The following is a 23413-nucleotide window of genomic DNA, read 5'->3' on the forward strand; positions in this document are numbered from 1 at the left end:
GCACCACAGGTGGTTCCCACCCCTCCTCCGCGACCAGCCGCATCGTCCGGCGACGACACAGCAGCAGCCACCGCAACATCTGGCCGGTGGTGAGCAGCGCCGCCACCCCGAGGACCGCGAGCCCCCAGCGGTAGTCGAGCAGCGTGGGCTTCGCCGACCCGCTGCGCAGGTCGATCACCACACCCACCAGCACCGTGCCGAGCATGGCTGTGGTGAAGCCGGCGACGTTCACGATGCCAGTAGCGAGCGCGCGCCGCTCGGGATCGCTGTGGTCGCGTGCGATCTGGAACCCGACCTGCGAGGCCGGGCCGCCGATGGCGAGCACGACCGTCACCGTCACCACGACGGCGAACGGCACCTGCCCGCCAGGCCACCCGAGCAGCACGGCCCAGGCCAGCACGCATCCGACCGCCGAGGCGAGGGCGATCGCTGTGCGGGACCCCCGTCGTCGGCTCGTGACCGGACCGAGCACCAGGCTCGCACCGAGCATGCCGACCACGAAGATCGTCAGCACCGAGGCGGCCCGGGTCTCCGGCATCCCGAGCCCGTTGGTCAGGTACGGGAACGCCCAGAGCACCGTGAAGGCGGTGCCGGTGGCCATCGTGGCGGCGTGCGTCCAGAACGCGAGCCGGATCTCGGGGATCCCCCAGGTCCGTCGCACATCGCCCAGCAGTGAACCTACGCGTGCCCGCAGGCGCGGGGCGGGGACGGGGGCTCGGCCATCCGTGCTCGCTCGAACCGCTCGCTCGCGGAACGGCGCCGCCATCGCGGGCCGGAGCAGCAACAGGGCGTACCCGAGCGAGACGCCGCCTGCGAATGCGAGCGTCCGGGTCCAGCCCCAGGTGGAGAACGCGAGCGCCAGCGGCACCGTGGCAAGAAGGTTGCCGACCATGGCGAACAGGCCGGTGACCATCGTCATCATCGCGAAGCGGCGCGGCTCGAACCACAGTGTCACCAACCGGATCACCGCGATGAACACGGCGCTGTCCCCGATGCCCAGCAGCGCTCGTGCGAGCAGCGCGACCGGGTACGAGCCGGCGAACGCGAACACGAGCTCGGCGATCCCGAGGATCGTGGTGGCCGCCAGCAGCACCCGACGTGGTCCGAAGCGGTCGATCGCCAGCCCCCACGGCACCTGCATCGCGGCGTACATGCCGAGCTGGAGCGTCACGAACGAGCCGAGCTGAGCGGCGCTCACGTCCAGCCGCTCGATCGCCAGCGGCCCGGCCACGCCGAGCGACATCCGGTGTGCCACGGACAGGACATAGACGCCACAGGCCAGCAGCCACACCGCCCAGGGGGAACGGCGGGCAGCCGCGAGCGGGTGCAGGTGCGTAGTCAGGCTGCCATTCTTCCGTACCAGCCTCGAGGACCGGGGCCGGGGACACAGGACCTAGATCTGCACCATGAAGAAGAGCGGGTCGATCTCGGAGCAGTCGTCGGGGACATCGACGTCGAAGCCCTCGATCGGCAGCTTCACGATGTCACCCCTGAGGTGGACCGGCCGGCCGAGGAAGTACCGCTTGCTCTCCACCCACAGCGACTCCCGGTCCCACCGGGTGCCGAGATCGGGGAACAGCGGGATCCAGCGGCGGCCGTCGTCGGCGTCGAGGTAGGTGCATCCCGCCTCGCGCCGAAGCTCACCCGAGACGAGGTCGGTCTTGCGACCGGTCAGCGGCGGGCTGAACACCGCGACGTCCTCGGCGCGACCCGCCGTCGGCTGCTGCGCCGAGACCAGAGCAGCGACCCCCGCGACGATCATCGCCAGCACCGTGACGCCAGCGATCACCGGGGCCCACTCCCGGAGCTTCGATCGCCGCCGCGCCATGGTCTAGACCAAGCAGTTCGGCCCGAGGAGCGCCTTGAGGTCGCCGTAGAGGGCGGGGGTGCGTTGTACCCGCAGCCCGTTCAGGCTCATCACCTGACCGTGCCGGCCGGAGGTGATCCGCAGCCGGACCTCGGTCGCGCCCGCGTGGGTCGTCAGGATGTCCTTGAGCTGCTTGACCACCGGTTCGGTGCACCGGTTGTGCTCGATGTGCAGCACCACGGGCGCATCGTCGGTGCTGGAGACATCGGGCAGGCTCATCTCCATCGCGAGCAGCGCCATCGCGTCGTCACGGCGCCGGATCCGCCCCTTGATCACCACGACGGCGTCCTCTGCCAGCTGCGTCGAGTACCCCAGGTAGGTCTCGCCGAAGAACATCACCTCGACGCTCCCGGCCATGTCCTCGATCGTCACCGCGGCCCACGCGTTCCCGGCCTTGGAGACCTTGCGCTGCAGCCCGGTGATCAGGCCGGCGATCGTGACCGTGGAACCGTCGGGCCGGTCGACATCCTCGTTGAGGACGGCGATCGAGACATCGGCGGCCTGCTCCAGCACGTGCTCGATGCCCGCGAGCGGGTGGTCCGAGACATACAGGCCGAGCATCTCGCGCTCGAAGGCAAGCTTCTGCTTCTTGTCCCACTCGGGCATCTCCGGGACCGCCACCGAGAACGACAACCCGGCGTCGGCGTCGTCAGCGCCGAGGGAGGCGAACAGGTCGAACTGGCCCTCGGCCTCCTTGCGCTTGGCACCGATCACGGCGTCGACGGCCTGCTCGTGCACCGCCAGCAGTGAGCGCCGCGTGTGACCGAGCGAGTCGAAGGCGCCCGCCTTGACGAGCGACTCGATCGTCCGCTTGTTGCAGACGACCGCGGGCACCTTGTCGAGGAAGTCGGTGAAGGAGGTGAAAGCGCCCTTCTCCTCGCGGGCCTTCACGATCGCGTCGACGACGTTGGCCCCGACGTTGCGCACCGCGGTGAGGCCGAAACGGATGTCCTCGCCCACTGGGGTGAACAGCGCGTCCGAGGCGTTGACATCCGGCGGCAGCACCGTGATCCGCATGCGGCGGCACTCGTTGAGGTAGAGCGCCGACTTGTCCTTGTCGTCACGCGTCGAGGTGAGCAGCGCCGCCATGTACTCGGTGGCGTAGTTGGCCTTGAGGTACGCGGTCCAGTACGAGACCAGCCCGTACGCCGCCGAGTGCGCCTTGTTGAAGGCGTAGTCGGAGAACGGCACCAGCACGTCCCAGAGCGCCTTGATCGCGTCGTCCGGGTAGCCGTTCGCCCGCATCCCGGAGCTGAAGGGGACGTACTCGGCGTCGAGCACCTCCTTCTTCTTCTTGCCCATGGCGCGACGAAGGAGGTCCGCCTGTCCGAACGTGTACCCGGCGAGGTGCCGGGCGATCTCCATGACCTGCTCCTGATAGACGATCAGGCCGTAGGTCGTGGAGAGGATCTCGTCGAGCGGTCCGGCGAGCTTCGGGTGCAGCGGCGTGATCGGCTGCAGGCCGTTCTTGCGCAGCGCGTAGTTGGTGTGGGAGTTCGCCCCCATCGGGCCGGGCCGGTACAACGCACCGACGGCCGAGATGTCCTCGAAGTTGTCCGGGCGCATCTGGCGCAGCAGCGTGCGCATGCCACCACCGTCGAGCTGGAACACGCCCAGGGTGTCACCGCGGCCGAGCAGGGCGTAGGTGGCCCTGTCGTCGAGCGGGAGGGACTCGAGCTCGATCGGTTCCTTGCCGTTGATCTCGATGTTCTTGACGGCGTCGTCGAGCACGGTGAGGTTGCGCAGCCCCAGGAAGTCCATCTTCACCAGGCCGAGATCCTCACCGGCCGGGAAGTCGATCTGGGTGATGACCGCGCCATCCTGCTCACGGCGCATGATCGGGATGATGTCGATCAACGGCTCGGAGGCGATGATCACGCCGGCGGCGTGCACACCCCACTGCCGCTTGAGGTTCTCGAGCCCCTTGGCGGTCTCCAGCACCTCTTGCGCGACCGGGTCTGCCTGCACCGCCTGGCGGAACTCCCCCGCCTCGGCGTAGCGCTTGTCCTCGGGGTCGAACATGCCCGAGAGCGAGATGTCCTTGCCCATCACCGGCGGCGGCATGGCCTTGGTCAGCCGCTCACCGGTGGCGAAGTCGTGGCCGAGCACACGGGCGGAGTCCTTGAGCGCCTGCTTCGCCTTGATCGTGCCGTAGGTGACGATGTAGGCGACCTTGTCCTCGCCGTACTTCTCGCTGACGTACCGGATCACCTCGGAGCGGCGGCGCTCGTCGAAGTCGATGTCGAAGTCGGGCAGCGACATGCGCTCGGGGTTGAGGAACCGCTCGAAGATCAGCCCGTGCTCGAGCGGGTCGAGGTCGGTGATCCCCATCGCGTAGGCCGCCATCGAGCCGGCACCGGAGCCACGGCCGGGGCCCACCCGGATGCCGTTGTCCTTGGCCCAGTTGATGAAGTCCGAGACCACGAGGTAGTAGCCCGCGTACCCCTTGGAGGTGATGACCTCGATCTCGTAGGTGGCCTGCTTGCGCACGTGGTCGGGGACGCCCGCCGGATAGCGACGCTGCAGGCCCAGCTCGACCTGGCCCACGAAGTGCGAGATCTCGTCCTCGCCCTCGGGGACCGGGAAGTGCGGCATGTACTTGCCGACCTGCTCGGTGAACTCGACCTCGCAGCGCTGCGCCACCAGCAGCGTGTTGTCGCACGCCTCGGGGTGATCGCGCCAGACCTCGCGCATCTCTGCGGCGCTCTTGAGGTAGTACCCCTGACCGCCGAACGCGAACCGGTTGCCGCCCTGCTCGTAGGTGGGCTCGCTCAACGTGGAGCCCGACTGCACGCACAGCAGCGCCTCGTGCGCGTGCGCGTCCTCGGCCTTGGTGTAGTGCAGATCGTTCGTGGCGAGCAGCGGCGCGCCCATGTCCTTGGACAGCTGCAGCAGGTCCGGCAGCGTGCGCTTCTCGATGTCCAGACCGTGGTCCATGACCTCGATGAAGAAGCTGTCCTTGCCGAAGATGTCCTGCAGCTCGCCGGCGGCCTTGCGGGCCTCCTCGTGCTGACCGAGCCGCAGCCGGGTCTGGATCTCGCCCGACGCGCAACCGCTGGTCGCGATCAGACCCTTCGAGTAGGTCTGCATCAGCTCGCGGTCCATCCGGGGCCACTTGCCGAGCTGACCCTCGAGCGAGGCCAGGGAGCTCATCCGGAACAGGTTGTGCATGCCCGCGGTGTTCTCGGCGAGCAGGGTCATGTGCGTGTAGGCACCGCGTGCCGAGACATCGTCGTTGCGCTGGGACTCCTCGCCCCAGCGCACGCGCGTCTTGTCGTGGCGGCTCGTGCCGGGCGTGACGTACGCCTCGACGCCGATGATCGGCTTGACGTCGTAGGACTTCGCCGTGCGCCAGAAGTCGTAGGCACCGAACAGGTAGCCGTGGTCGGTCGTCGCCAGCGCCGTCTGCCCGAGCCGCTGCGCCTCGGCGAACAGCTCCTTCACGCGAGCTGCGCCATCCAGCATCGAGTACTCGGTGTGGACGTGGAGGTGAACGAAATCCGAGGACATGATCCAGCGATCATAGGTCGCCCCGCCGACACCGCGGGATCGACCCACCGGCCTCGCGCGAGCCGCCCGGCGTGTCGGCTCCGGCGTGTCCGTAGGGTGGCGTCCATGGCACCAGCAGGACCGTGGCGGGCAGCCGCCGCAGCAGCCGGGCTCCTCGGCGAGGACGGTATCGCGCGACCCACGATCTTCGCCGAGATGTCGGCCCTCGCGCTGGCGACCGGAGCGATCAACCTCGGCCAGGGCTTCCCCGACGACGACGGGCCGGAGTCGGTCAAGCGGGTCGCCGCGGACGCGCTGCTCGGCGGGCTGAACCAGTACCCGCCCGGTCCTGGCATCCCCGAGCTGCGCCGGGCGATCGCGGCCCACCAGTCTCGCCACTACGGGCTCGATCTCGACGTCGAGGACGAGATCCTCGTGACCACGGGCGCCACCGAGGCGATCGCGGCCACCCTGCTCGCCCTGGTCTCCCCCGGCGACGGCGTCATCACCCTCGAGCCGTTCTACGACGCGTACGCCGCGATGATCGCCCTCGCCGGTGGCGAGCACCTCACGGTGCCGCTGCATCCCACGGTGCAGGGTTTTCGGCCCGACCTCCAGGCCCTCGTCGAGGCGGCCGCCCATCCCGCCGCGCGGATCGTGCTGCTCAACTCGCCGCACAACCCGACGGGCGCGGTGCTGGCACCCGCGGAGCTGCAGCGGGTCGCGGACCTCGCGATCGAGCACGGTCTGATCGTCGTGACCGACGAGGTGTACGAACACCTGACGTTCGACGGCGTGACGCACGTCCCGATCGCGACGCTGCCGGGAATGGCGGAGCGCACGCTGACGATCTCCTCGGTCGGCAAGACCTTCTCGTTCACCGGGTGGAAGGTCGGTTGGGTGAGCGGTCCCGCGAGACTGGTCGATGCCGTCAGGGCGGTCAAGCAGTTCCTCACCTACGTCTCGGGCGCACCGTTCCAGCCCGCCGTCGCGCATGCGCTGGACCTGGAGACCACCGACGAGCCGGAGGCCGGCTACGTCGCGCAGCTGGCCGCCTCGCTCGCACGGCGTCGCGATCTGCTCGTCGACGCCTTGGAGGGCGCCGGCATGAGTACGGTGCGCCCCGAGGGGACCTACTTCGTGATCGCGGACGCCACCGGTGTGATCGAGCGCCTCGGGCTGGCCGATGCCGCCGCGCTGTGCCGCGCCATGCCCGAGCTGTGCGGCGTGGTCGCGGTGCCGGTCTCGGCGTTCACGCGCGCCGGGTCCGCCTCGGCCACGGCGTTGCGCAACCACGTGCGCTTCACGTTCACGAAGTCGGAGGCGAGCATCCGCCAGGCGGCGCTCAGGCTCCCGCGCCTGGCGGGGTGAGCCTCAGCCGCTGAGCGTCTTGCTCGCGTCGCGGTGCCAGATCCGGGCGTCGAGGTAGCGCTCGGCGGCGACCGTGTAGCCGAGCGCCTCGTAGAACGGGATCGCGGTCTCCTGGGCGGACAGCTCCACGCGCACCGCACCACGGTCGGCGTGCTCCGTCAGGGCGATCCGCTCGATCTCGGCCATCAGCGCGCGCCCGACCCCGAGCCCCCGCCCGGACCGACGCACCGCCACCCGACCCACGTGGACCACCCCAGGATGCGCGGGGTCGGTCAGGAGCCGCGCGGTGCCGACCGGTGAGCCGTCGCGGGCGACGGCGAGCACGTGGGTCGTGGTGGCCGCAGCGTCGAGGGCATCGTGCTCCTCCTCGAGCGTCACGCCCTGCTCGCCGACGAACACCTCCTCGCGGATCTCGAACGCTGCCGCCATGTCGGCGTCGGTGCTGATCCGCCGCACGATCACGCGGCCATCCGCCTCCGGGGCGCTCATCTGCGCAGCACCTCGAGCGCGTGGGCGAGATCCTCCGGGTACTCGCTGCTGACCTCGGTCCAGAGCCCCGTGCGCGGATGGTCGAAGCCCAGACGCATCGCGTGCAGCCACTGCCGCTGCAGCCCGACCTGCTCCGCGAGCACGGGGTCCGCACCGTAGGTGAGGTCGCCCACGCAGGGGTGCCCGATCGCCGAGCTGTGCACCCGGATCTGGTGGGTACGACCGGTCTCGAGATGGATCTCCAGCAGGCTGGCAGCGCGCAGTCCCTCGAGCGTCTCGTAGTGCGTGACGCTGGGCTTGCCGTCGCTCACCACGGCCCACCTGTAGTCGTGTGTCGGGTGGCGCCCGATCGGGGCGTCGATCGTGCCCTTGCTCGGGTCGGGATGCCCCTGCACCAGCGCATGGTAGATCTTGGCGACCGTGCGCTCCTTGAACGCACGCTTGAGCACCGAGTAGGCGAGCTCGCTCTTGGCGACGACCATCAGCCCCGAGGTGCCGACATCGAGCCGGTGCACGATCCCCTGCCGCTCGGCGGCTCCCGACGTCGAGATCCGGTAGCCCGCGGCCGCGAGCCCGCCGACCACGGTCGGGCCGGTCCACCCCGGGCTCGGGTGCGCCGCGACCCCCACGGGCTTGCTCACCACCACCACGTCCTCGTCGTCGAGCATCACCTGCATCCCCGGGATCGGCTCGGGCCGTGTCGCGACCACGTCGGGGTCCGGCAGCTCGATCTCGAGCCAGGAACCGGGCAGCAGCCGGTGCGACTTGCCGACGACGAGGCCGTCGACCAGCACCGCACCCGCCTCCGCGAGCTCGGCGGCCTTGGTACGGCTCAGTCCGAGCAGCCGCGCGAGCGCGGCGTCGAGGCGGTCACCGGCGAGACCGTCGGGTACCGGGAGGGACCGGACCGGCATCGCTCAGTCCGCATCCTTCTCGACAGCCGGGGTGGGCTCGCGCTCGTCGGTCTCGGTGTCCGTCGGCTGCGACTCCTCGGCCGCCACCTTGCCGTGCTCCCCGCCGGACCCGGCGTCGGCGGCCAGGTGCCGCGTGCCGTCGACGCCGACACCCAGGAACGCGAGGATCGCCATGGCGACGGCGGCGCCCACGATGGCGATATCGGCCACATTCCCGACGAACCAGCCGTTGTAGTTGAGGAAGTCGACCACGTGACCCTGCGGGAAGCCCGGGTCCCGGAACAGCCGGTCACCCAGGTTGCCGAGGTTGCCACCGAGCAGCGCCCCGAGCGCGAAGGCCCAGCCGCGCGAGTTCAGCTTGCGGGAGATGCGCACGATCACCACGGTGACCACGACCGCGACGAGCGTGAAGATCCACGTGCTGCCCGTCGCGAAGGAGAACGCAGCGCCCGGGTTGAAGACCAGCTGCAGCCCGAAGAAGTCGCCGAGCAGCGGGATGTACTCCCCTGGCTCCAGGCGTGCCACCACGAGAGTCTTGCTCGCCTGGTCCACCACGAGGACGCCGGCCGCCAGCAGCCCGAGGGCCACCAGCAACCGGCGTCGTCGCGGTTGGTCGTGCGGGGCGCTCACGCCCGCGGGGAACCGCTCACGGACGGCGAGCCTCGGACTCACCCGGGCCGGCGCCGGCGACCGAGCCGCGGCCCTCGACATCGTTGAGCAGGCCCTCGAGGTAGCTCTTCAGGCGCGTGCGGTAGTCGCGCTCGAAGCCACGGAGCTCGTCGATCTTGCGCTCGAGCAGCGACCGCTCGCCCTCGAGCTGGCCCAGCGTGCGGTTCCGGGTCTCCTCGGCCTCGCGCGCGACGCGCTCCGCCTCGGCGCGGGCCTCGCCCAGGATGCGGTCGGCCTCGGCGCGACCGTTGTTCACGTACTCGTCGTGCACGCGCTGCGCGAGCGCGATCAGGCCGGTGGCCGACTCGGGCTCACCGCCGGACGCTGCCGAGGGCGCCTGCGAGAGCGACGCGATGTCGGGCTCGGGCGCAGCCTCGGGCTGCGGCTCGTCCTCGACAGGCGCCTCCTGCACGGCGTCCATCTGCTGCGTCTGCTGCTCCGCGACCGCGGCCGGGGCGGCACTGCTCGCGCCTGCGCCCGTCTGCGCAGCCTCGAGCTTGGTCTTGAGCTCGGCGTTCTCAGCATCCAGCGCACGAAGCGTGTTGACCACCTCGTCGAGGAAGTCGTCGACCTCGTCCTGGTCGTAGCCCTCACGGAACTTGGTCGGCTGGAACTTCTTGTTGAGGACGTCGTCTGCTGTCAGCAGCGCCATGTCGTCACCTCGGTGTCATTCGTCGTTCGGCTGGTTGCCAGGGATCACGCTAGCCCATGAAACGGGCTAGAACCGCACCATCAAACTGCTCAGCAGCGCCAGTCCCAGGGAGCAGGCGATCATGACGAGCAGGAAAGCGACGTCGAGGGCGACGCCGCCGATGCGGATGGGCTTGATGCGCCTGCGGAGCCACCGCAGCGGCGGATCCGTCACCGAGTACACCCCTTCTGCGATGACGAGGCTCACCCCGCTCGGCTTCCAGTCGCGCGCGAAGACCTGGATCCAGTCATAGACGAGACGGATCAGCATCGCCACGACGAACAGCAGCAGGAGCAGGTAGGCGATTCCGAAGACCCACCGCATCGTTGAGGTGGCTCAGCTCTGGTTGAAGAAACGGGCGTGCGTGACCTCGGGCTCCGAGGACTCCGCGGCGATCTCGACCGAGGCCGGAGAGAGCAGGAACACCTTGTTCGTCACGCGCTCGATCGCCCCACGCAGGCCGAAGACCAGGCCGGCGGAGAAGTCGACGAGTCGCTTCGCCTCGCCGTCGGACATGTCGGTGAGGTTCATGATCACGGGCGTACCGGAGCGGAACGCCTCACCGATGACCTTGGCGTCGTTGTAGTTGCGCGGGTGCACGGTGGTGATCCGACGCAGCGGACCGCCGTCGAAGCGCGCGGCCGCGCGGTTGATCGGGGTGACCTCGGCGCTCGGGGTGGCTTCCTCGTACTCCTCGTAGGAGTCCTCGTAGGCGGGCTCCTCGGCATAGCCGCGGGCCTCCGCCGAGGTCTCCTGCTCGCGGTCGGCCTCGGAAAGGCCGAGGTACAGCATCGTCTTGCGCAGCGCTCCGGCCATGCCTACTCCCATTGAACGTCGGTACGTCTCGTCACTCGCACGCTAGACCAGCGATCCAGCGCGGTTCGGCAGGGGGTGCGGCGTGTCGCCGCACCACCCGCCATTACTTGAGGAAGTCCGGGATGTCGAGGTCGTCCGCCGCCGGACGACGGCGGGGCTGCTCCTCGACGACCTGCGGCACCTCGACCGGTCGCTGCTGCGGCTGCACGACCTCGGTCTCGACCGTGCTCGGCGCGCTCGGCTCCGCCAGCGCCTCGTCGGCAGCGGGCTCGATCACCACGGGAGCGGTGCGGACGGCACCCTCGACGGGGGCCGACCGGGGCTCGCTGACCGGGCGGGTGGGATTGGTGGCCCCGGGTGCCGCGTTGTCGAACCCGGCCGCGATCACGGTGACGCGCACCTCGTCGCCGAGGGCGTCGTCGATGACGGCACCGAAGATGATGTTCGCCTCGGGGTGCGCGGCCTCCTGCACCAGCCTCGCCGCCTCGTGGATCTCGAACAGCCCGAGGTCGCTGCCACCCTGGATGGACAGGAGCACACCGTGCGCGCCGTCGATCGAGGCCTCCAGCAGCGGCGACGAGATCGCGAGCTCGGAGGCCTGCACCGCGCGGTCGTCACCTCGGGCAGATCCGATGCCCATCAGCGCGGAGCCGGCGCCCTGCATCACGGACTTGACGTCGGCGAAGTCGAGGTTGATCAGACCCGGGGTGGTGATGAGGTCGGTGATGCCCTGGACACCGGAGAGCAACACCTGGTCGGCCGACTTGAAGGCATCGAGGACCGAGACGTTGCGGTCGCTGATGCTGAGCAGCCGGTCGTTCGGGATCACGATCAGGGTGTCGACCTCGGCACGGAGCGCGTCGATGCCCGAGTCGGCCTGCGTGCCGCGTCGACGCCCCTCGAAGGTGAACGGGCGCGTCACCACACCGATCGTCAGGGCGCCGAGGGAGCGGGCGATCTTCGCGACCACCGGGGCACCACCGGTACCGGTGCCGCCGCCCTCGCCCGCAGTCACGAAGACCATGTCGGCGCCGCGCAGCACCTCCTCGATGTCCTCGGCGTGGTCCTCGGCGGCCTTCTTGCCGACCTCGGGATCCGCGCCGGCGCCGAGCCCGCGCGTGAGCTCGCGGCCGACGTCGAGCTTGACGTCCGCATCGCTCATCAGCAGGGCCTGAGCATCGGTGTTGACGGCGATGAACTCCACGCCCTTCAGCCCGACCTCGATCATGCGGTTGACGGCGTTGACACCGCCGCCGCCGATGCCGACCACCTTGATGACCGCTAGGTAGTTCTGGGGTGCCGCCACGTCTGTCCCTCTCGCCGTTTCATGCCCTGACTCACACTCTCAACCTTCAACCTCAACCTGAGGGTGAGAGTTATGTCATTTCTGATCGCGATGACGGTAGGTCCGCAACCCCGCTCAGACAACGACCGCGCTGGGCGTGTCGGAACGCGAACGTCCGGGCTCAGCGCGTGATCGGGCTGAGCGGGGCCGAGACGTCATAGACCTCGGCATCGACCGGCAGCAGGATCTCGAGCGCCGCGGACTTCAGGTCGTTCTCCTCGGCACTCCCCCACACCACACGGGCGCCGGAGTCCAGCACGAACTCGACCTCGTGCGCCGTCGTCGCCGACGCCGACGCGACCTGCTCGAGGATGCCCGCCGGCAGCGCGGCCATCACCGTCAGCACGGCATCGAGCGCTGCGGCGGTGTCCTCGGTGCCCAGCGGCACCTCGACCACCGGCACGCCCTCGGCCGGTGCGTCGGTCGTGACGAGCGCGACGCCGTCGCTGTCCAGCAGCACGAAGCCGCCGTCCTGTGCCACGGTCGCGACCGGCACCCGGGGCTCGATCGTGACCACCAGCCCGTGCGGGAACGCGCGCTCCACCGTGGCGTCGCGCACCCCGGCGATCTCGAGCAGCTGCTCCCGGAGCGCCGCGGTATCGACCCGCAGCAGGGGCTGTCCCTGCGCGGGCGTCACCACCGCCAGCACCTCCTCGGTGGTCGCGATCTCGTTGGTCCCGGCCACCTCGATGGCGCCGGCACGCAAGGCGAGCCACGGGGAGGCGAGCAGCACGTAGCCGGCACCCGCGATCAGCAGCACCACGGTCGCGACAGCCACGATCGACCTGATGCGCAGTCGACGGCGGGCGCGCTGCCGCTCCGCGAGCCGGTCGGTCAGGCCGGTCAGGAGCGCGTCGCGCTGGGCCGGAGGGCGCCGAGCCTCCTCGCGCTCGGCCACCTTGCCGGCGGACCGCTCGGCGCGGGTGGCCGGGGCGAACGACGGCGGCCGGCGGCTCATGACCGTTCCCTCGCCTCGAGGCTCGCGAGGATCACCCCGGCGAGCTCGGTCACGTCGCCCGCACCGATGGTCATGACGAGATCCCCGGGTCGGGCGAGCCCGGCGGCGGTCTCGGCCGCCTCCACACGCTCCGGCACGTAGCGTGAGCCGGGCAGGCGGTCGGTGATGAGCGTGGACGAGACGCCCGGCCGTGGCGCCTCTCGTGCGCCGTAGATCGCGGTGAGGACCACCTCGTCTGCGCTGCGCAGGGACTCGGCGAACTCGGCGGCGAAGTCGATCGTGCGCGAGTACAGGTGCGGCTGGAACAGCACGATCAGCCGACCGTCACCCGCAGCCCGGCGCCCTGTCGCGACAGCGGCTCCCACCTTGGTGGGGTTGTGGGCGTAGTCGTCGACCACGCGGACGCCGGCCACCGTGCCGCGGTCCTGGAACCGCCGCGCGGTGCCCTCGAAGGTACCGAGCGCGCGAGCCATCGTGGCGCCGTCGACCCCGAGAGCCACGCCGGCGCACCAGGCGGCGGCGGCGTTGCGGACGTTGTGCTCGCCTGGGACCGCCAGCACGAGCTCGACATCGCCGTCGGGACCGTGCAGCACCGCGCTGGACCCTGCGGGGCCGAGCTCGCGGATCGTGAGAGAGATGTCGGCGCCCTCGCTCGTGCCGTAGGTCTGCACCCGCACCCCTGCCCTGGCGGCCGAGGCCGCGAGCCGTGCCGCTCCTGGGTCGTCGGAGCACGCGACCAGCAGCCCACCGGGCCTGATCGTGCCGGCGAACTCCACGAAGGCCGCCTCGAACGCCTCGGCGCTGCCGTAGTGGTCGAGGTGGTCGGGCTCGATGTTGGTGACGACACCGACCCGTGGCGCGTAGCGCAGGAACGATCCGTCGGACTCGTCGGCCTCGGCCACGAAGGCGCTGCCCTGCCCCAGGTGCGCGCCGGTGCCGAGCGCGAGCACCGTGCCCCCGATCGCGAACGACGGGTCGGTCCCGGCAGCCTGCAGCGCGACCGCCAACATCGCCGAGGTGGTGGTCTTGCCGTGCGCACCCGCCACGGCGACGACGTCGAGCCCGGCCGCCGCCTGGGCGAGCGCCGTCGAGCGGTGCACCACCTCGATCCCGGCCGCGCGTGCCGCTGCTACCTCGGGGTTGTCCTCGCGGACGGCGGAGCTCACCACGAGCTGTGCGGCGCCCTTGACGTGGGCGGGATCGTGACCGACCCACACCTCCGCCCCGAGCGCGCGCAGCCGCTCGAGAGCCGCGGACTCACGTGCGTCGGAACCACTCACGGGCATGCCGCGCGCGAGCACGAGCTCGGCGACCACCGACATGCCCGCGCCCCCGATACCGACGAAGTGGACGCGGCCCGTCATGACCGGCGTCCGCTCTCGATCGCGTGCTCGACGAGGTCGGCCAGCCTGGCGGCGCCGTCACGGACACCGACGGCGGCGGCGCGCTCCCCCATCGCGCGCAGGCGGTCGCGCTCGGACAGCAGCGGTGCGACGTGCTGGCGGACCCAGTCGGGCGTCAGCTCGGCGTCGGCCACCAGCGTCCCGCCCCCGGCGGCGACGACGCCGGCCGCGTTCAGCCGCTGCTCGCCGTTGCCGATCGGCAGCGGCACGTAGATCGCGGGGATGCCCAGCGCAGCGAGCTCGCACACGGTCCCGGCACCGGCGCGGCCGACCACCAGGTCGGCGCACGCGAGCCCGTGCTGCATCTGCTCCAGGTAGCCGAGCACGTGGTAGTCATCGGCCGGCACCCCTGCCGCGGCCGTGACCTCGGCCACCGTGCGGCGCACGTCCTCGTCCTTGCCCGCCCCGGCCAGGTGAACCACCTGGGCGCCGGTGCCGAGGATCTCGACGGCGGCGCCGGCCACCGCACTGTTGACACGTGCTGCACCCAGCGAGCCGCCCGTGACGAGCAGCACCGGGCGGTCGGCGTCGAGCCCCAGTGTCGCAGCGCTCGCGCGGCGAGCCTCGGCGGTGTCGATCTCGCGCGCCGACACGAGGTCGGAGATCGCGGACCGCAGCGGCAGCCCGACCACGGTCGCCCCGGGCAGCTTGGTGCCGGCGAAGGTCACGCCGACGGCGCTCGCGAATCGGGCGCCCAGCCGGTTCGCCAGCCCCGGTCGTGCGTTCTGCTCGTGCACCACCACCGGCACACCGGCGCGACGGGCGGCGATGTAGGCCGGTGTGGCGACGTAGCCGCCGAACCCGACCACCGCGTCCGCGGGACGGCCACCGGTGATCGCCCCCTGGGCCGCCGCCACCGCGCGTCGCCAGCGGCTGGGGAACCGCAGCACGTCCATCGAGGGGCGGCGCGGCAGCGGCACGCGCGGCACCTCCACCAGGTCGATCCCGGCGGCAGGGATCAGCTCGGCCTCCAGCCCGGTGGCGGTCCCGAGCGCGAGCAGCTCGGCGCCGGGGTGCCGGCGGCGCAGCTCGGCAGCGAGTGCCAGCAGCGGGTTCACGTGCCCGGCGGTGCCACCTCCCGCCAGGACGAGGCGCAGCTCAGCCACGGGCACGCGAGACCAGCCGTGGTCCCAGCACCGCGAGCGAGCGACGCATCGAGCCGCGGCGGGCGGCGAACGCCTGCTTCGCCCCGGGTTCGGTGCGTGCGAAGGAGAGCAGCACGCCGAGCGCGATCAGGGTGGTGACCAGCGAGGAGCCGCCTGCCGAGAGCAGCGGCAGCGGCACGCCGATCACGGGGAGCACGCCGATGACGACGCCGATGTTGACGAACGCCTGACCGACGATCCAGGCACCCAGCGCGGCGGCGGTGATCTTGACGAACCGGTCGGGGTGCCGCGTGACCACCCGGGTGATACCGATGGCCAGGGCGACGAACAGCATGATGACCAGCAACGTGCCGAGCAGCCCGAGCTCCTCGCCGATGATGGCGAAGATGTAGTCGTCCTGTGCCGCCGGCAGGCCGCGCCACTTGATCCGGGACGCACCGAGCCCCACGCCGGACAGACCGCCGGAGCCCAGCGCCTCGAGTGCGCGATCGACCTGGAAGGTGTCGATCGACGAGCTGTCGCTGCTCATCCCGAGGAACTGCTCGATGCGTTCACGCCGGTTCCGCGAGGAGAACACCAAGAACCCGGCGGCTGCCGCGGCGAACGACCCGAGCAGCACGAACAGCGAGGCCGGGACACCGGCGACCCACAGCGCCCCTGCCACGAGCGCCATGATGATCAGCGCCGTGCCGAGGTCGTGCCCGCGAAGCACCAGTCCGAGGAAGCCACCGGCGACGAGCACACCGGGCATGAGCGCGTGCCGCCACTGCCGCAGCAGGTCGCCCTTGGTCGCGAGCACCGCACCGAGCCAGATCGCGAGGCCGAGCTTCGCGAACTCGCTGGGCTGGAACGTGCCGACGCCGGGCAGCTCGACCCAGTTGGTGTTGCCGCCGACCTCGATCGCGAACGACGGGACGAACAGGAGCGCCTGCATCCCGAGCGCGCCGGCCAGGATCAGCCACGCGAGCTTGCGGAACCACACCGGCTTGAAGCGCGAGGCGACCAGGGCCACCGGGACGCCGATCCCGGCGAACATCAGCTGGTCGAAGAAGTCGGTGAACGGGGTCGCTCCGCCGCTCTTGTTCAGCGAGTCGACCATCGAGGCCGAGAGCACCATCACCAGCCCGAGCATGAGCAGCAGCAGGCCGGCACCACCGATGAGGTAGTAGCTCGTGGTCGGTGAGGCCCATGCCGCCGTCCGCCACTCGGCGAAGCGTGACACCTCGGCAGGCTGCCGCTGCTTCGCCGTCTTCTTCTTCGTCGCACCCGCGGCGGGGCGTCGGCGCGAGCCGACGCCGACCGCGGTCACCGGCTCCCCGCCAACGCCCGGGCGGCGGCGGCGAACGCCTCGCCCCGCTCGGCGTAGGAGCTGAACTGGTCCATCGAGGCGCACGCCGGCGCGAGCAGCACCACATCGCCCGGCTGTGCCAGGCGGGCTGCAGCGGAGACGGCGGCGCTCATCACCTCATGCTCGCCCGGGTCGATCCGTTGGCGTGGGATGTGGGGCGCGTGTCGTGACAGTGCGTCGAGGATGGGCTCGGCGTCAACACCGATGACGACGACGGCGCGCATCCTGTCGGCCCGTTCCCGCACCAGGTCGTCGAACCGCGCGCCCTTCGCGAGGCCACCCGCGATCCACACCGCACGACCGGGCTCGACCGAGGCGAGCGAGGCCGAGGCGGCGTGCGCGTTGGTGGCCTTGGAGTCGTCGACGTACGCGACGCCGTCGACATCGGTCACGTGCTCGATGCGGTGCGGACCACCCTGGTAGGTGCGCAGCCCGTGGGCGACGTGCTCGGGCGCGAGCCCGGCCGCGCGCGCGAGGGCTGCGGCAGCGAGCGCGTTGCTGACCACGTGCGGCGGCACCCCGCTCGAGCCCCCTGCCGAGAGATGCGCGAGGTCGGCGAGATCGGCTACGACCTGGCCGTGGGTCTGCCGGTTGTCGATGAACGCCCTGTCCACCAGGCTCTCCTCGACCAGCCCGAGCTCGGCCACCCGTGGCGCCTGCAGCGTGAACCCGACCGCGCGAGCACCCTCCTGCACCTCGGCCGCCTCGACCATGCGCATCGTGGCCTGGTCTGCGGAGCTGTACACGCAGGCGACCCGGGTGCGCTGGTACACGCGCGCCTTGTCGTCGGCGTACCCCTGCGCGGAACCGTGCCAGTCCAGGTGGTCGTCGGTGATGTTCAGGCACGCGCTCGCGAGCGGCGCGACCGAGTGCGTGAAGTGCAGCTGGAAGCTCGAGAGCTCGACGGCGAGGCCGTCGAGAGCCCGACCGCCCGAGCGGGCGTTGAGCACGGTCGTCGAGATCGGGGTGCCGACGTTGCCCACCGCTGGCGCGTGCCAGCCCGCGGCGGCGAGCTGGGAGGCGAGCATGCCGACCGTGGTGGTCTTCCCGTTGGTCCCCGTGAGCGTCAGCCACTGCGTGGCCGGCCTGTCGATCCGCCAGGCCAGCTCGACCTCGCTCCAGACCTCGGCCCCGACCTCCTGCGCACCGAGCAGCGCCGGGTGATGGGGCGGCACGCCGGGCGAGGCCACGACGACGGCGGGGCGCGCCTCGGCGAGCCGCTCCCCCATCCGCGTGGGGTCGCCCTCGACGAGCACGTCGGCACCGGGAGGCAGCGCGGCGCTGTCGACCTCCTCGGCACGCGGGACGACCACGCGGACGCGTGCGCCGACCTCGTGCAGCACGGTCAGCGCGGCACGCCCGCTCGCCCCGAGCCCGAGCACCGCGACCGAGACGCCCTTGAGGGCGTCGATGTCCTGCTCGGCGCCCACTAGTTCGCGATCCACTCGGCGTAGAAGATGGCGAGGCCGCCGGCGACGAACAGCACCTGGATGACCCAGAACCGCACGACGATCGTCACCTCACCCCAGCCCAGCAGCTCGAAGTGGTGGTGCAGCGGCGCCATCTTGAACACCCGTTTGCCGGTCAGCTTGAAGCCGCCGATCTGGATGACGTCCGAGAGGATCACCAGCACGAACATGCCGCCGATGATGGCGCCGAGGATCTCGGTGCGGGTCAGGATCGTGAGGCCGGCGAGTGCGCCACCGAGCGCCAGCGCGCCGGTGTCACCCATGAAGATCTTGGCCGGCGAGGTGTTCCACCACAGGAACCCGATGCAGGCGCCGACGATCGCCGCCGCGACGATCGACAGGTCCTGCGGGTCGCGGACCTCGTAGCAGCTCGGACCCACCTGGCTGAGCACCTGGCAGCTCTGGTTCGCCTGCCAGATCGTCAGGATCACGTAGGCGCCGAACACCAGCGCACTCATACCGGTCGCGAGCCCGTCGAGCCCGTCGGCGAGGTTGACGGCGTTCGACCAGGCGGTGATGAGAAAGTTCGACCAGATCACGAACAGCACGAGACCGACCGCCACACCCGCGAACGCGAGGTCGAGACCGAGATCGCGGATGAACGAGATGTGCGTGCTGGCGGGGGTCCGGAACTGCTCGTTCGGGAACTGCAGAGCGAGCACCGAGAACGTGATGCCGACGGCGCCCTGCCCGATGATCTTCGCGAGCGGCGACAGTCCTAGCGAGCGCTGCCTGCTGATCTTGGTGAAGTCGTCGAGGAACCCGATGAGCCCCAGGCCGACCATGAGGAACAGCAGCAGCACGCCCGAGGCGTTCGGCCCGCGGCCCGCCGCGAGATACGCGACCGCGTAGCCGACCAGCGTCGCCCCGATGATGACGACGCCACCCATCGTGGGAGTCCCGCGCTTGGTGAAGTGCGCGGTAGGCCCGTCCTGACGGATGAACTGGCCGTAGTTGCGGTGCACGAGGAACTTGATGAACAGCGGCGTGCCGAACAGCGCGACAGCGAGCGAGACCGCTCCCGCGACGATGACGGCGATCACGGGGCACCCACGGGTGAGGTCGCTGCGGCCAACGCCTCGGCGAGCCGGTACAGGCCGGTGCCGTTGGAGCCCTTGACGAGCACGACGTCGCCGGGCTCGAGGAGGGTGGTCAGCAGCCTCTCGGCGCCCTCGAGGTCGTCGGCGTAGGTCGCGCTGCCTCCGGCGTCGAGCACGGCCTCGAGCAGCGGACGTGCCTCCCGGCCGACCACGACCACCTCGTCGATCCCCAGCTCCTGGGCACAACGACCGATCTCGGCGTGCTCGTGCGCGGACTCCGGCCCGAGCTCGAGCATCTCCCCGACCACGGCCACCGAGCGTCGGTCGGAGGCCATCGCCGCCAGGGCCACGAGCGCGGCGCGCATCGAGGTCGGGTTGGCGTTGTAGGCGTCGTCGATCACGCGGATGCCGTCGGCACGGTCGGTCAGGTGCATGCGGTGGGGGCTGAGCGGCGCGGCGGCGGCCAGCGTGGTGGCGATCTCGTCGAGCGGGCGGCCCAGGTGGAGCGCCACGGTCGCCGCCGCCAGGGCGTTGGTGATGTGGTGATCCCCGGCGAGCCCGAGCCGCAATCGGGCCTGTCCCTGCTCGGCGACCAGTGTCAGCTCGGCGTGACCGTCGGTTCCGGTCGCCACCTCGGCAGCGCGCACGTCGGCATTCTCGGAGCGCCCGAAGGTGAGCACCCGTTCGGCGAGCGTCGCCATGCTCGCGACACGGACGTCGTCGGCGTTGAGCACGGCGATCCCACCCGGGGCGAGGCCCTGCACGAGCTCGGCCTTCGCGGTCGCCACGCCCTCGATCGAGCCGAAACCGCCGAGGTGGGCGTGGCCCACGATCAGCTCGACGGCGACATCCGGTGCCGCGATCGAGGTGAGGAACGTGAGGTTGCCGGGTGCGTCGGCGCCCATCTCCAGGACCAGCACGCGGGTGTCGTGGTCGGCACGCAGCACGGTCAGCGGCAGCCCGATCTCGTTGTTGAACGAGGCGACGGGCGCGACCAGGTTCCCGAGCGGTGCGAGCAGCACCGAGAGCAGGTCCTTGGTCGTGGTCTTGCCGACCGAGCCGGTGATGCCGACGACGACCACCTGGCCGGTGGCCCGGAGCCGGGCCAGCACCTCGCGGGCGAGATCGGCCAGCGCGGCGGCCGTGTCGGCCACCCGGACGTAGGGCAGCGGTGCGCCTGGGACGTCGCGCGAGACGATCGCCGCGCCCGCGCCACCGGCTGCGGCGGCCTCGAGGTAGTCGTGGCCGTCGACGTGCTCCCCCGGCAGCGCCACGAACAGCGCGCCGGCCGTGGCGGCGCGGGAGTCGATGACGACCGATGTCAGTGGGTCGTTGCTCGCGACAGGGCCACCGAGCTCGCCACCGGTGATCGCGGCGACCTCGGTCGGGGTGAGCGCGATCATCCGCCCGTTGCGTGCCGCTGGGCGATGCCGGCACGCACCTCCTCGCGATCGTCGAGGTGGTCACGCTCGCCGGCGATGAGGATGCGGCCGAGATGACCGCGGCCTGCCACGAGAACGGTGTCGTCGCGACCGGCCATCGCCACCGCGCCCCGGATCGCCGTCCGGCGCGGCGAGACCTCGGCGACCTCGCGCGCACCGGCCTCGCGGGCCCCGGCGATCACGTCGGCGCGGATGGCTGCCGGGTCGTCGTCGACGCCGTAGTCGTCGTCGGTCACCACGACCACGTCGGCGGTTGCTGCCGCGCGCCCGATCGCCTGGCGGGTGGCGGCGTCGTCGGCTGCGCGGGCGGCCACCACCACGATCACCTTGCCCCTGCTGGAGCGGCGTAGCGGCAGCAGCGCGCGGGCGAGCCGAGCCGGGTTGTGCGCGATGTCCACGATGCAGCGCGGGTGATCGGCGACCCGCTCGATACGACCTGGCACGACCGGACGGAGGCCGTGCGGGAGCACGCTCGCGATCGTGCCGCCGCTGATCCCGGTCTCCATCACCGCGACCAGCGTGAGGGCCGCGTACCCGACCGAGAACCGCGTGGGGATCCACAGCGACGTCGACACGCTGCGGCCGCCGCGATGCGTCACCGTGAAGTCGATGTGGTCCTGCCGGGTGGCGTTGAGGGTGACCTGCCAGTCGGCGTCCTGCTCGCGCGGGAGGCTGCCGACCGTGATCGCACCGGGTACGCGACGGGCCAGCTCGATGCCCGCCGGGTCGTCGATGAGGATGACGGCGCGACCTGCTGCCGCGAGCACGCCGGAGATCAGCTCGAGGTGCTCCTCGTACCGCTCACCCTCCACACCGCGGTCCAGGTGCGTGAAGAGAGCGAGGTCGAGCGCGTGGTCTCCGAGGCTGCCCGCGGAGAGCTCCGGCCACCGCAGCTCGATGATCGTGTCGTCGATCCGGTCAGCCTCGGACCGGGCCACGAGATCGGTCAGGTCCGGCTGCGCGTCCCGCTCGAGCGGGGAGCGCTCGGAGCCCACCTTGATCTCCACCGTGCTGAACAGCGACGTGCTGCGCCCGAGCGCCGCGAGCACGTGCTCGAGCAGGTAGCAGGTGGTCGCCTTGCCGGTGCTGCCGAGCACGGCGTAGGTACGCCGCACGTCGTGCTGGCTGCCCTCGGTCGTCATGTGCGCGAATCTACCCGTTCGTGATGGCTGGCTTCGGATGGCTGAGCAGGAAGCGTCAGCCCTGCTCCTGCTCTGGTGCGAGCGGGAACGGATCGGCGGGCTCCCCCGAGGGTGCGATACCGAGGTCGGGAAGCGCGAACGCCGCGACGTCCTGGAACACCGGCGCCGCCACCGTGCCACCGAAGAACCCCGAGGTCGGCTTGTAGACGACCACGCCAATGGTGATCTGCGGGTCGTCTGCGGGGACGACTCCGACGAACGAGGCGGTCGTCGCGGTGATGCCACCGGCGCCGTCCGCGGTCTGCGCCGTCCCGGTCTTGCCCGCCACCCGGTAGCCCTCGATGTCCGCACGTACCCCGGTGCCACCGTCATTCACGACCGACTCCAGCATGCGGATCATCATCGCTGAGCTCTCCGGCGAGACCACCTGCTCCGGCTCGGAGACCGCGTTCGCCGTGTACTCGCCGTCACAGGTCCAGCCGTCGACGAGCACCGGGTCGACGTGCATCCCCTGGTTGCCGATCGTGTTGAAGACGCCGGTGTTCTGCAGGAGTGACACCGCCAGCCCCTGCCCGAACATGGTGGTGAAGCGTGTACGGCCGTCCCACTCCTGCGGTGGTCGCACCTGCCCGGCGGACTCCCCCATGCCGAGGCCCGGGCTCGTGGTCCACCCCATGCGCTCCATGTAGGCGTATCGGGTCTCGTCGCTCATGAGGTTCCCGATGTTGATGGTGCCGGTGTTCGCCGACTCCGCCAGCACACCCGTGGTGGTGAGCAGCTGGTCGGGGTGCTCGCTGTGGTCGCGGAAGGTCTGCCCGTCGATCGTGAGGCGGTACGGGTCCTCGATCACGCTCGTGGGTGTCACGACCCCCTCCTCGAGCGCCGACAGCACGGTCAGCACCTTGCCCGTCGACCCCGGCTCGTAGAACGCCTGCAGCGCCGGCGACAGCATGAAGCCGGGCTCGGTCAAGCGGTCGGTCGGCGGGTTGGCGGGGTCGTACGAGTTGGAGTCCGCCAGCGCGAGCAGCCGACCGGTCTCGGTCTCCATCACGACGACGGCGCCCCAATCAGCTCCGTACTTGTTGACCGTGTCGGTGATGACCTGCTCGGTGTAGTACTGGATGTCGAGGTCGACGGTGAGGTGGACGTCGCAGCCCGGCACCGCCGGCGTCTGCGACTGGCTGCCGGTCGGGATCAGCTGACCGGCCGCACCGAGCTCATGGGTCTCCTCGCCGTCGGTGCCGGTGAGCAGGTCGGCGTACACCGACTCGATCCCCGTCGCCCCTGCACCCTCGTCGTTGACCCACCCCAGCAGCGGACCGGCCACGGTCTCGTTCGGGTAGATACGGGTGGTGTTGATCTCGTCGGAGAAGCCGGGGATCTCCAGCGCGGCGACCTGCTGGCGCACCTCGCCGCTCACGGTGCGGGCGAGCACGAAGTACTGCCGCCCGGTCGAGACCTCGGGGTTGCCGACGAGGCGCGCACCGAGCACGTTGGCGTCCATGCCGAGGATCGGCGCGAGCTGCTGTGCCAGCGCCGCGGCGCCGCGGCCCACGACGTTGCCCTCGTCGTCCTTCAGCTCGTACGACGGGACCTTGGTGAGATCGAGGATCAGGTCATAGGTGGAGACAGAGGTGGCAAGGATCTCGCCGTTCGCGTCGAGGATGTCCCCCCGCGGGGACACGATCATGCTGGTGAAGCTGCGCGCGTCGGTCGCCGCCTGTGCGAGCGCCGGCCCCGCGATCGTCTGCACGTACACGAGGCGACCGGCGAACACCGCCGAGACCACCAGCACGAGCGACAGGATCACGTTCTGGCGCCTGTCGTGCCGCACGACCTTGCCGCTCCGCTTAC

Annotated in this window: 19 protein-coding genes and 1 pseudogene; 1 reads left to right on the plus strand and 19 read right to left on the minus strand. The window is 70.9% G+C overall.

What is annotated here, in order from left to right; translation table 11 throughout:
- Positions 1-31: 31 nt before the first annotated feature.
- The 3 genes and pseudogenes from GPA03_RS22815 to dnaE form a co-directional block, all read right to left on the minus strand.
- Positions 32-1291: pseudogene (locus tag GPA03_RS22815) on the minus strand (MFS transporter); the annotation flags it as partial.
- 102 nt (positions 1292-1393) lie between these two features.
- Positions 1394-1828, minus strand: a complete 435-nt coding sequence (locus tag GPA03_RS06970) for a hypothetical protein (protein WP_156251177.1) — start codon at positions 1826-1828, stop codon at positions 1394-1396.
- A gap of 3 nt (positions 1829-1831) precedes the next feature.
- On the minus strand, positions 1832-5377 hold the full coding sequence (gene dnaE / locus GPA03_RS06975; protein WP_156251178.1) for a DNA polymerase III subunit alpha: 3546 nt from the start codon (positions 5375-5377) through the stop codon (positions 1832-1834).
- A 105-nt stretch (positions 5378-5482) separates the two neighbouring features.
- Between dnaE and GPA03_RS06980 the strand changes: the two genes are divergently transcribed.
- Entirely contained in the window at positions 5483-6727 is a 1245-nt protein-coding gene (locus tag GPA03_RS06980; protein WP_156251179.1) for an aminotransferase class I/II-fold pyridoxal phosphate-dependent enzyme, read from the plus strand.
- Between the two features lie 3 nt (positions 6728-6730).
- Here the strand turns inward: GPA03_RS06980 and GPA03_RS06985 are convergent, their stop codons facing one another.
- From GPA03_RS06985 to GPA03_RS07060, 16 genes are all read right to left on the minus strand, one after another.
- Complete coding sequence (locus GPA03_RS06985) at positions 6731-7216, minus strand: GNAT family N-acetyltransferase (RefSeq protein WP_156251180.1); 486 nt, start codon at positions 7214-7216, stop codon at positions 6731-6733.
- Positions 7213-8130, minus strand: coding sequence for an RluA family pseudouridine synthase (locus tag GPA03_RS06990; RefSeq protein ID WP_156251181.1), 918 nt, complete (start codon positions 8128-8130; stop codon positions 7213-7215). The genes GPA03_RS06985 and GPA03_RS06990 overlap by 4 nt, the downstream gene beginning before the upstream one ends.
- A 3-nt stretch (positions 8131-8133) precedes the next feature.
- The gene (gene lspA / locus GPA03_RS06995) at positions 8134-8760 is read right to left on the minus strand and encodes a signal peptidase II (protein ID WP_241681108.1); all 627 of its coding nucleotides are present in this window, start codon (positions 8758-8760) and stop codon (positions 8134-8136) included.
- A 16-nt stretch (positions 8761-8776) separates the two neighbouring features.
- Positions 8777-9451, minus strand: coding sequence for a DivIVA domain-containing protein (locus GPA03_RS07000; RefSeq protein WP_156251183.1), 675 nt, complete (start codon positions 9449-9451; stop codon positions 8777-8779).
- A 66-nt stretch (positions 9452-9517) separates the two neighbouring features.
- A complete protein-coding gene (locus tag GPA03_RS07005) occupies positions 9518-9814 on the minus strand; it encodes a YggT family protein (RefSeq protein ID WP_156251184.1) in 297 nt (98 codons plus the stop codon).
- Positions 9815-9826: 12 nt separating this feature from the next.
- Positions 9827-10306: a cell division protein SepF gene (locus GPA03_RS07010; protein ID WP_156251185.1), complete on the minus strand. Its 480-nt coding sequence runs from the start codon at positions 10304-10306 to the stop codon at positions 9827-9829.
- A 103-nt stretch (positions 10307-10409) separates the two neighbouring features.
- On the minus strand, positions 10410-11612 hold the full coding sequence (gene ftsZ / locus GPA03_RS07015; protein WP_156251186.1) for a cell division protein FtsZ: 1203 nt from the start codon (positions 11610-11612) through the stop codon (positions 10410-10412).
- A 160-nt stretch (positions 11613-11772) separates the two neighbouring features.
- A complete protein-coding gene (locus GPA03_RS07020; RefSeq protein ID WP_156251187.1) occupies positions 11773-12609 on the minus strand; it encodes a cell division protein FtsQ/DivIB in 837 nt (278 codons plus the stop codon).
- The gene (murC, locus tag GPA03_RS07025) at positions 12606-13973 is read right to left on the minus strand and encodes a UDP-N-acetylmuramate--L-alanine ligase (protein WP_156251188.1); all 1368 of its coding nucleotides are present in this window, start codon (positions 13971-13973) and stop codon (positions 12606-12608) included. The genes GPA03_RS07020 and murC overlap by 4 nt, the downstream gene beginning before the upstream one ends.
- Positions 13970-15118, minus strand: a complete 1149-nt coding sequence (locus tag GPA03_RS07030; protein ID WP_206673455.1) for a UDP-N-acetylglucosamine--N-acetylmuramyl-(pentapeptide) pyrophosphoryl-undecaprenol N-acetylglucosamine transferase — start codon at positions 15116-15118, stop codon at positions 13970-13972. Before GPA03_RS07030 ends, murC begins: the two co-directional genes overlap by 4 nt.
- On the minus strand, positions 15111-16427 hold the full coding sequence (locus GPA03_RS07035) for an FtsW/RodA/SpoVE family cell cycle protein (protein ID WP_241681109.1): 1317 nt from the start codon (positions 16425-16427) through the stop codon (positions 15111-15113). Before GPA03_RS07035 ends, GPA03_RS07030 begins: the two co-directional genes overlap by 8 nt.
- Positions 16424-17911: a UDP-N-acetylmuramoyl-L-alanine--D-glutamate ligase gene (gene murD, locus GPA03_RS07040; RefSeq protein ID WP_241681110.1), complete on the minus strand. Its 1488-nt coding sequence runs from the start codon at positions 17909-17911 to the stop codon at positions 16424-16426. The genes GPA03_RS07035 and murD overlap by 4 nt, the downstream gene beginning before the upstream one ends.
- A complete protein-coding gene (gene mraY, locus GPA03_RS07045) occupies positions 17896-18978 on the minus strand; it encodes a phospho-N-acetylmuramoyl-pentapeptide-transferase (protein ID WP_156251190.1) in 1083 nt (360 codons plus the stop codon). The genes murD and mraY overlap by 16 nt, the downstream gene beginning before the upstream one ends.
- Positions 18975-20378, minus strand: a complete 1404-nt coding sequence (locus tag GPA03_RS07050) for a UDP-N-acetylmuramoyl-tripeptide--D-alanyl-D-alanine ligase (protein WP_156251191.1) — start codon at positions 20376-20378, stop codon at positions 18975-18977. Before GPA03_RS07050 ends, mraY begins: the two co-directional genes overlap by 4 nt.
- Positions 20375-21559, minus strand: a complete 1185-nt coding sequence (locus GPA03_RS07055) for a glutamate ligase domain-containing protein (protein WP_156251192.1) — start codon at positions 21557-21559, stop codon at positions 20375-20377. Before GPA03_RS07055 ends, GPA03_RS07050 begins: the two co-directional genes overlap by 4 nt.
- 55 nt (positions 21560-21614) lie before the next feature.
- Positions 21615-23393, minus strand: coding sequence for a peptidoglycan D,D-transpeptidase FtsI family protein (locus GPA03_RS07060; RefSeq protein ID WP_156251193.1), 1779 nt, complete (start codon positions 23391-23393; stop codon positions 21615-21617).
- Positions 23394-23413: the final 20 nt, after the last annotated feature.

Source organism: Pseudactinotalea terrae, from assembly GCF_009733845.1.
Taxonomy (GTDB): domain Bacteria; phylum Actinomycetota; class Actinomycetes; order Actinomycetales; family Beutenbergiaceae; genus Pseudactinotalea; species Pseudactinotalea terrae.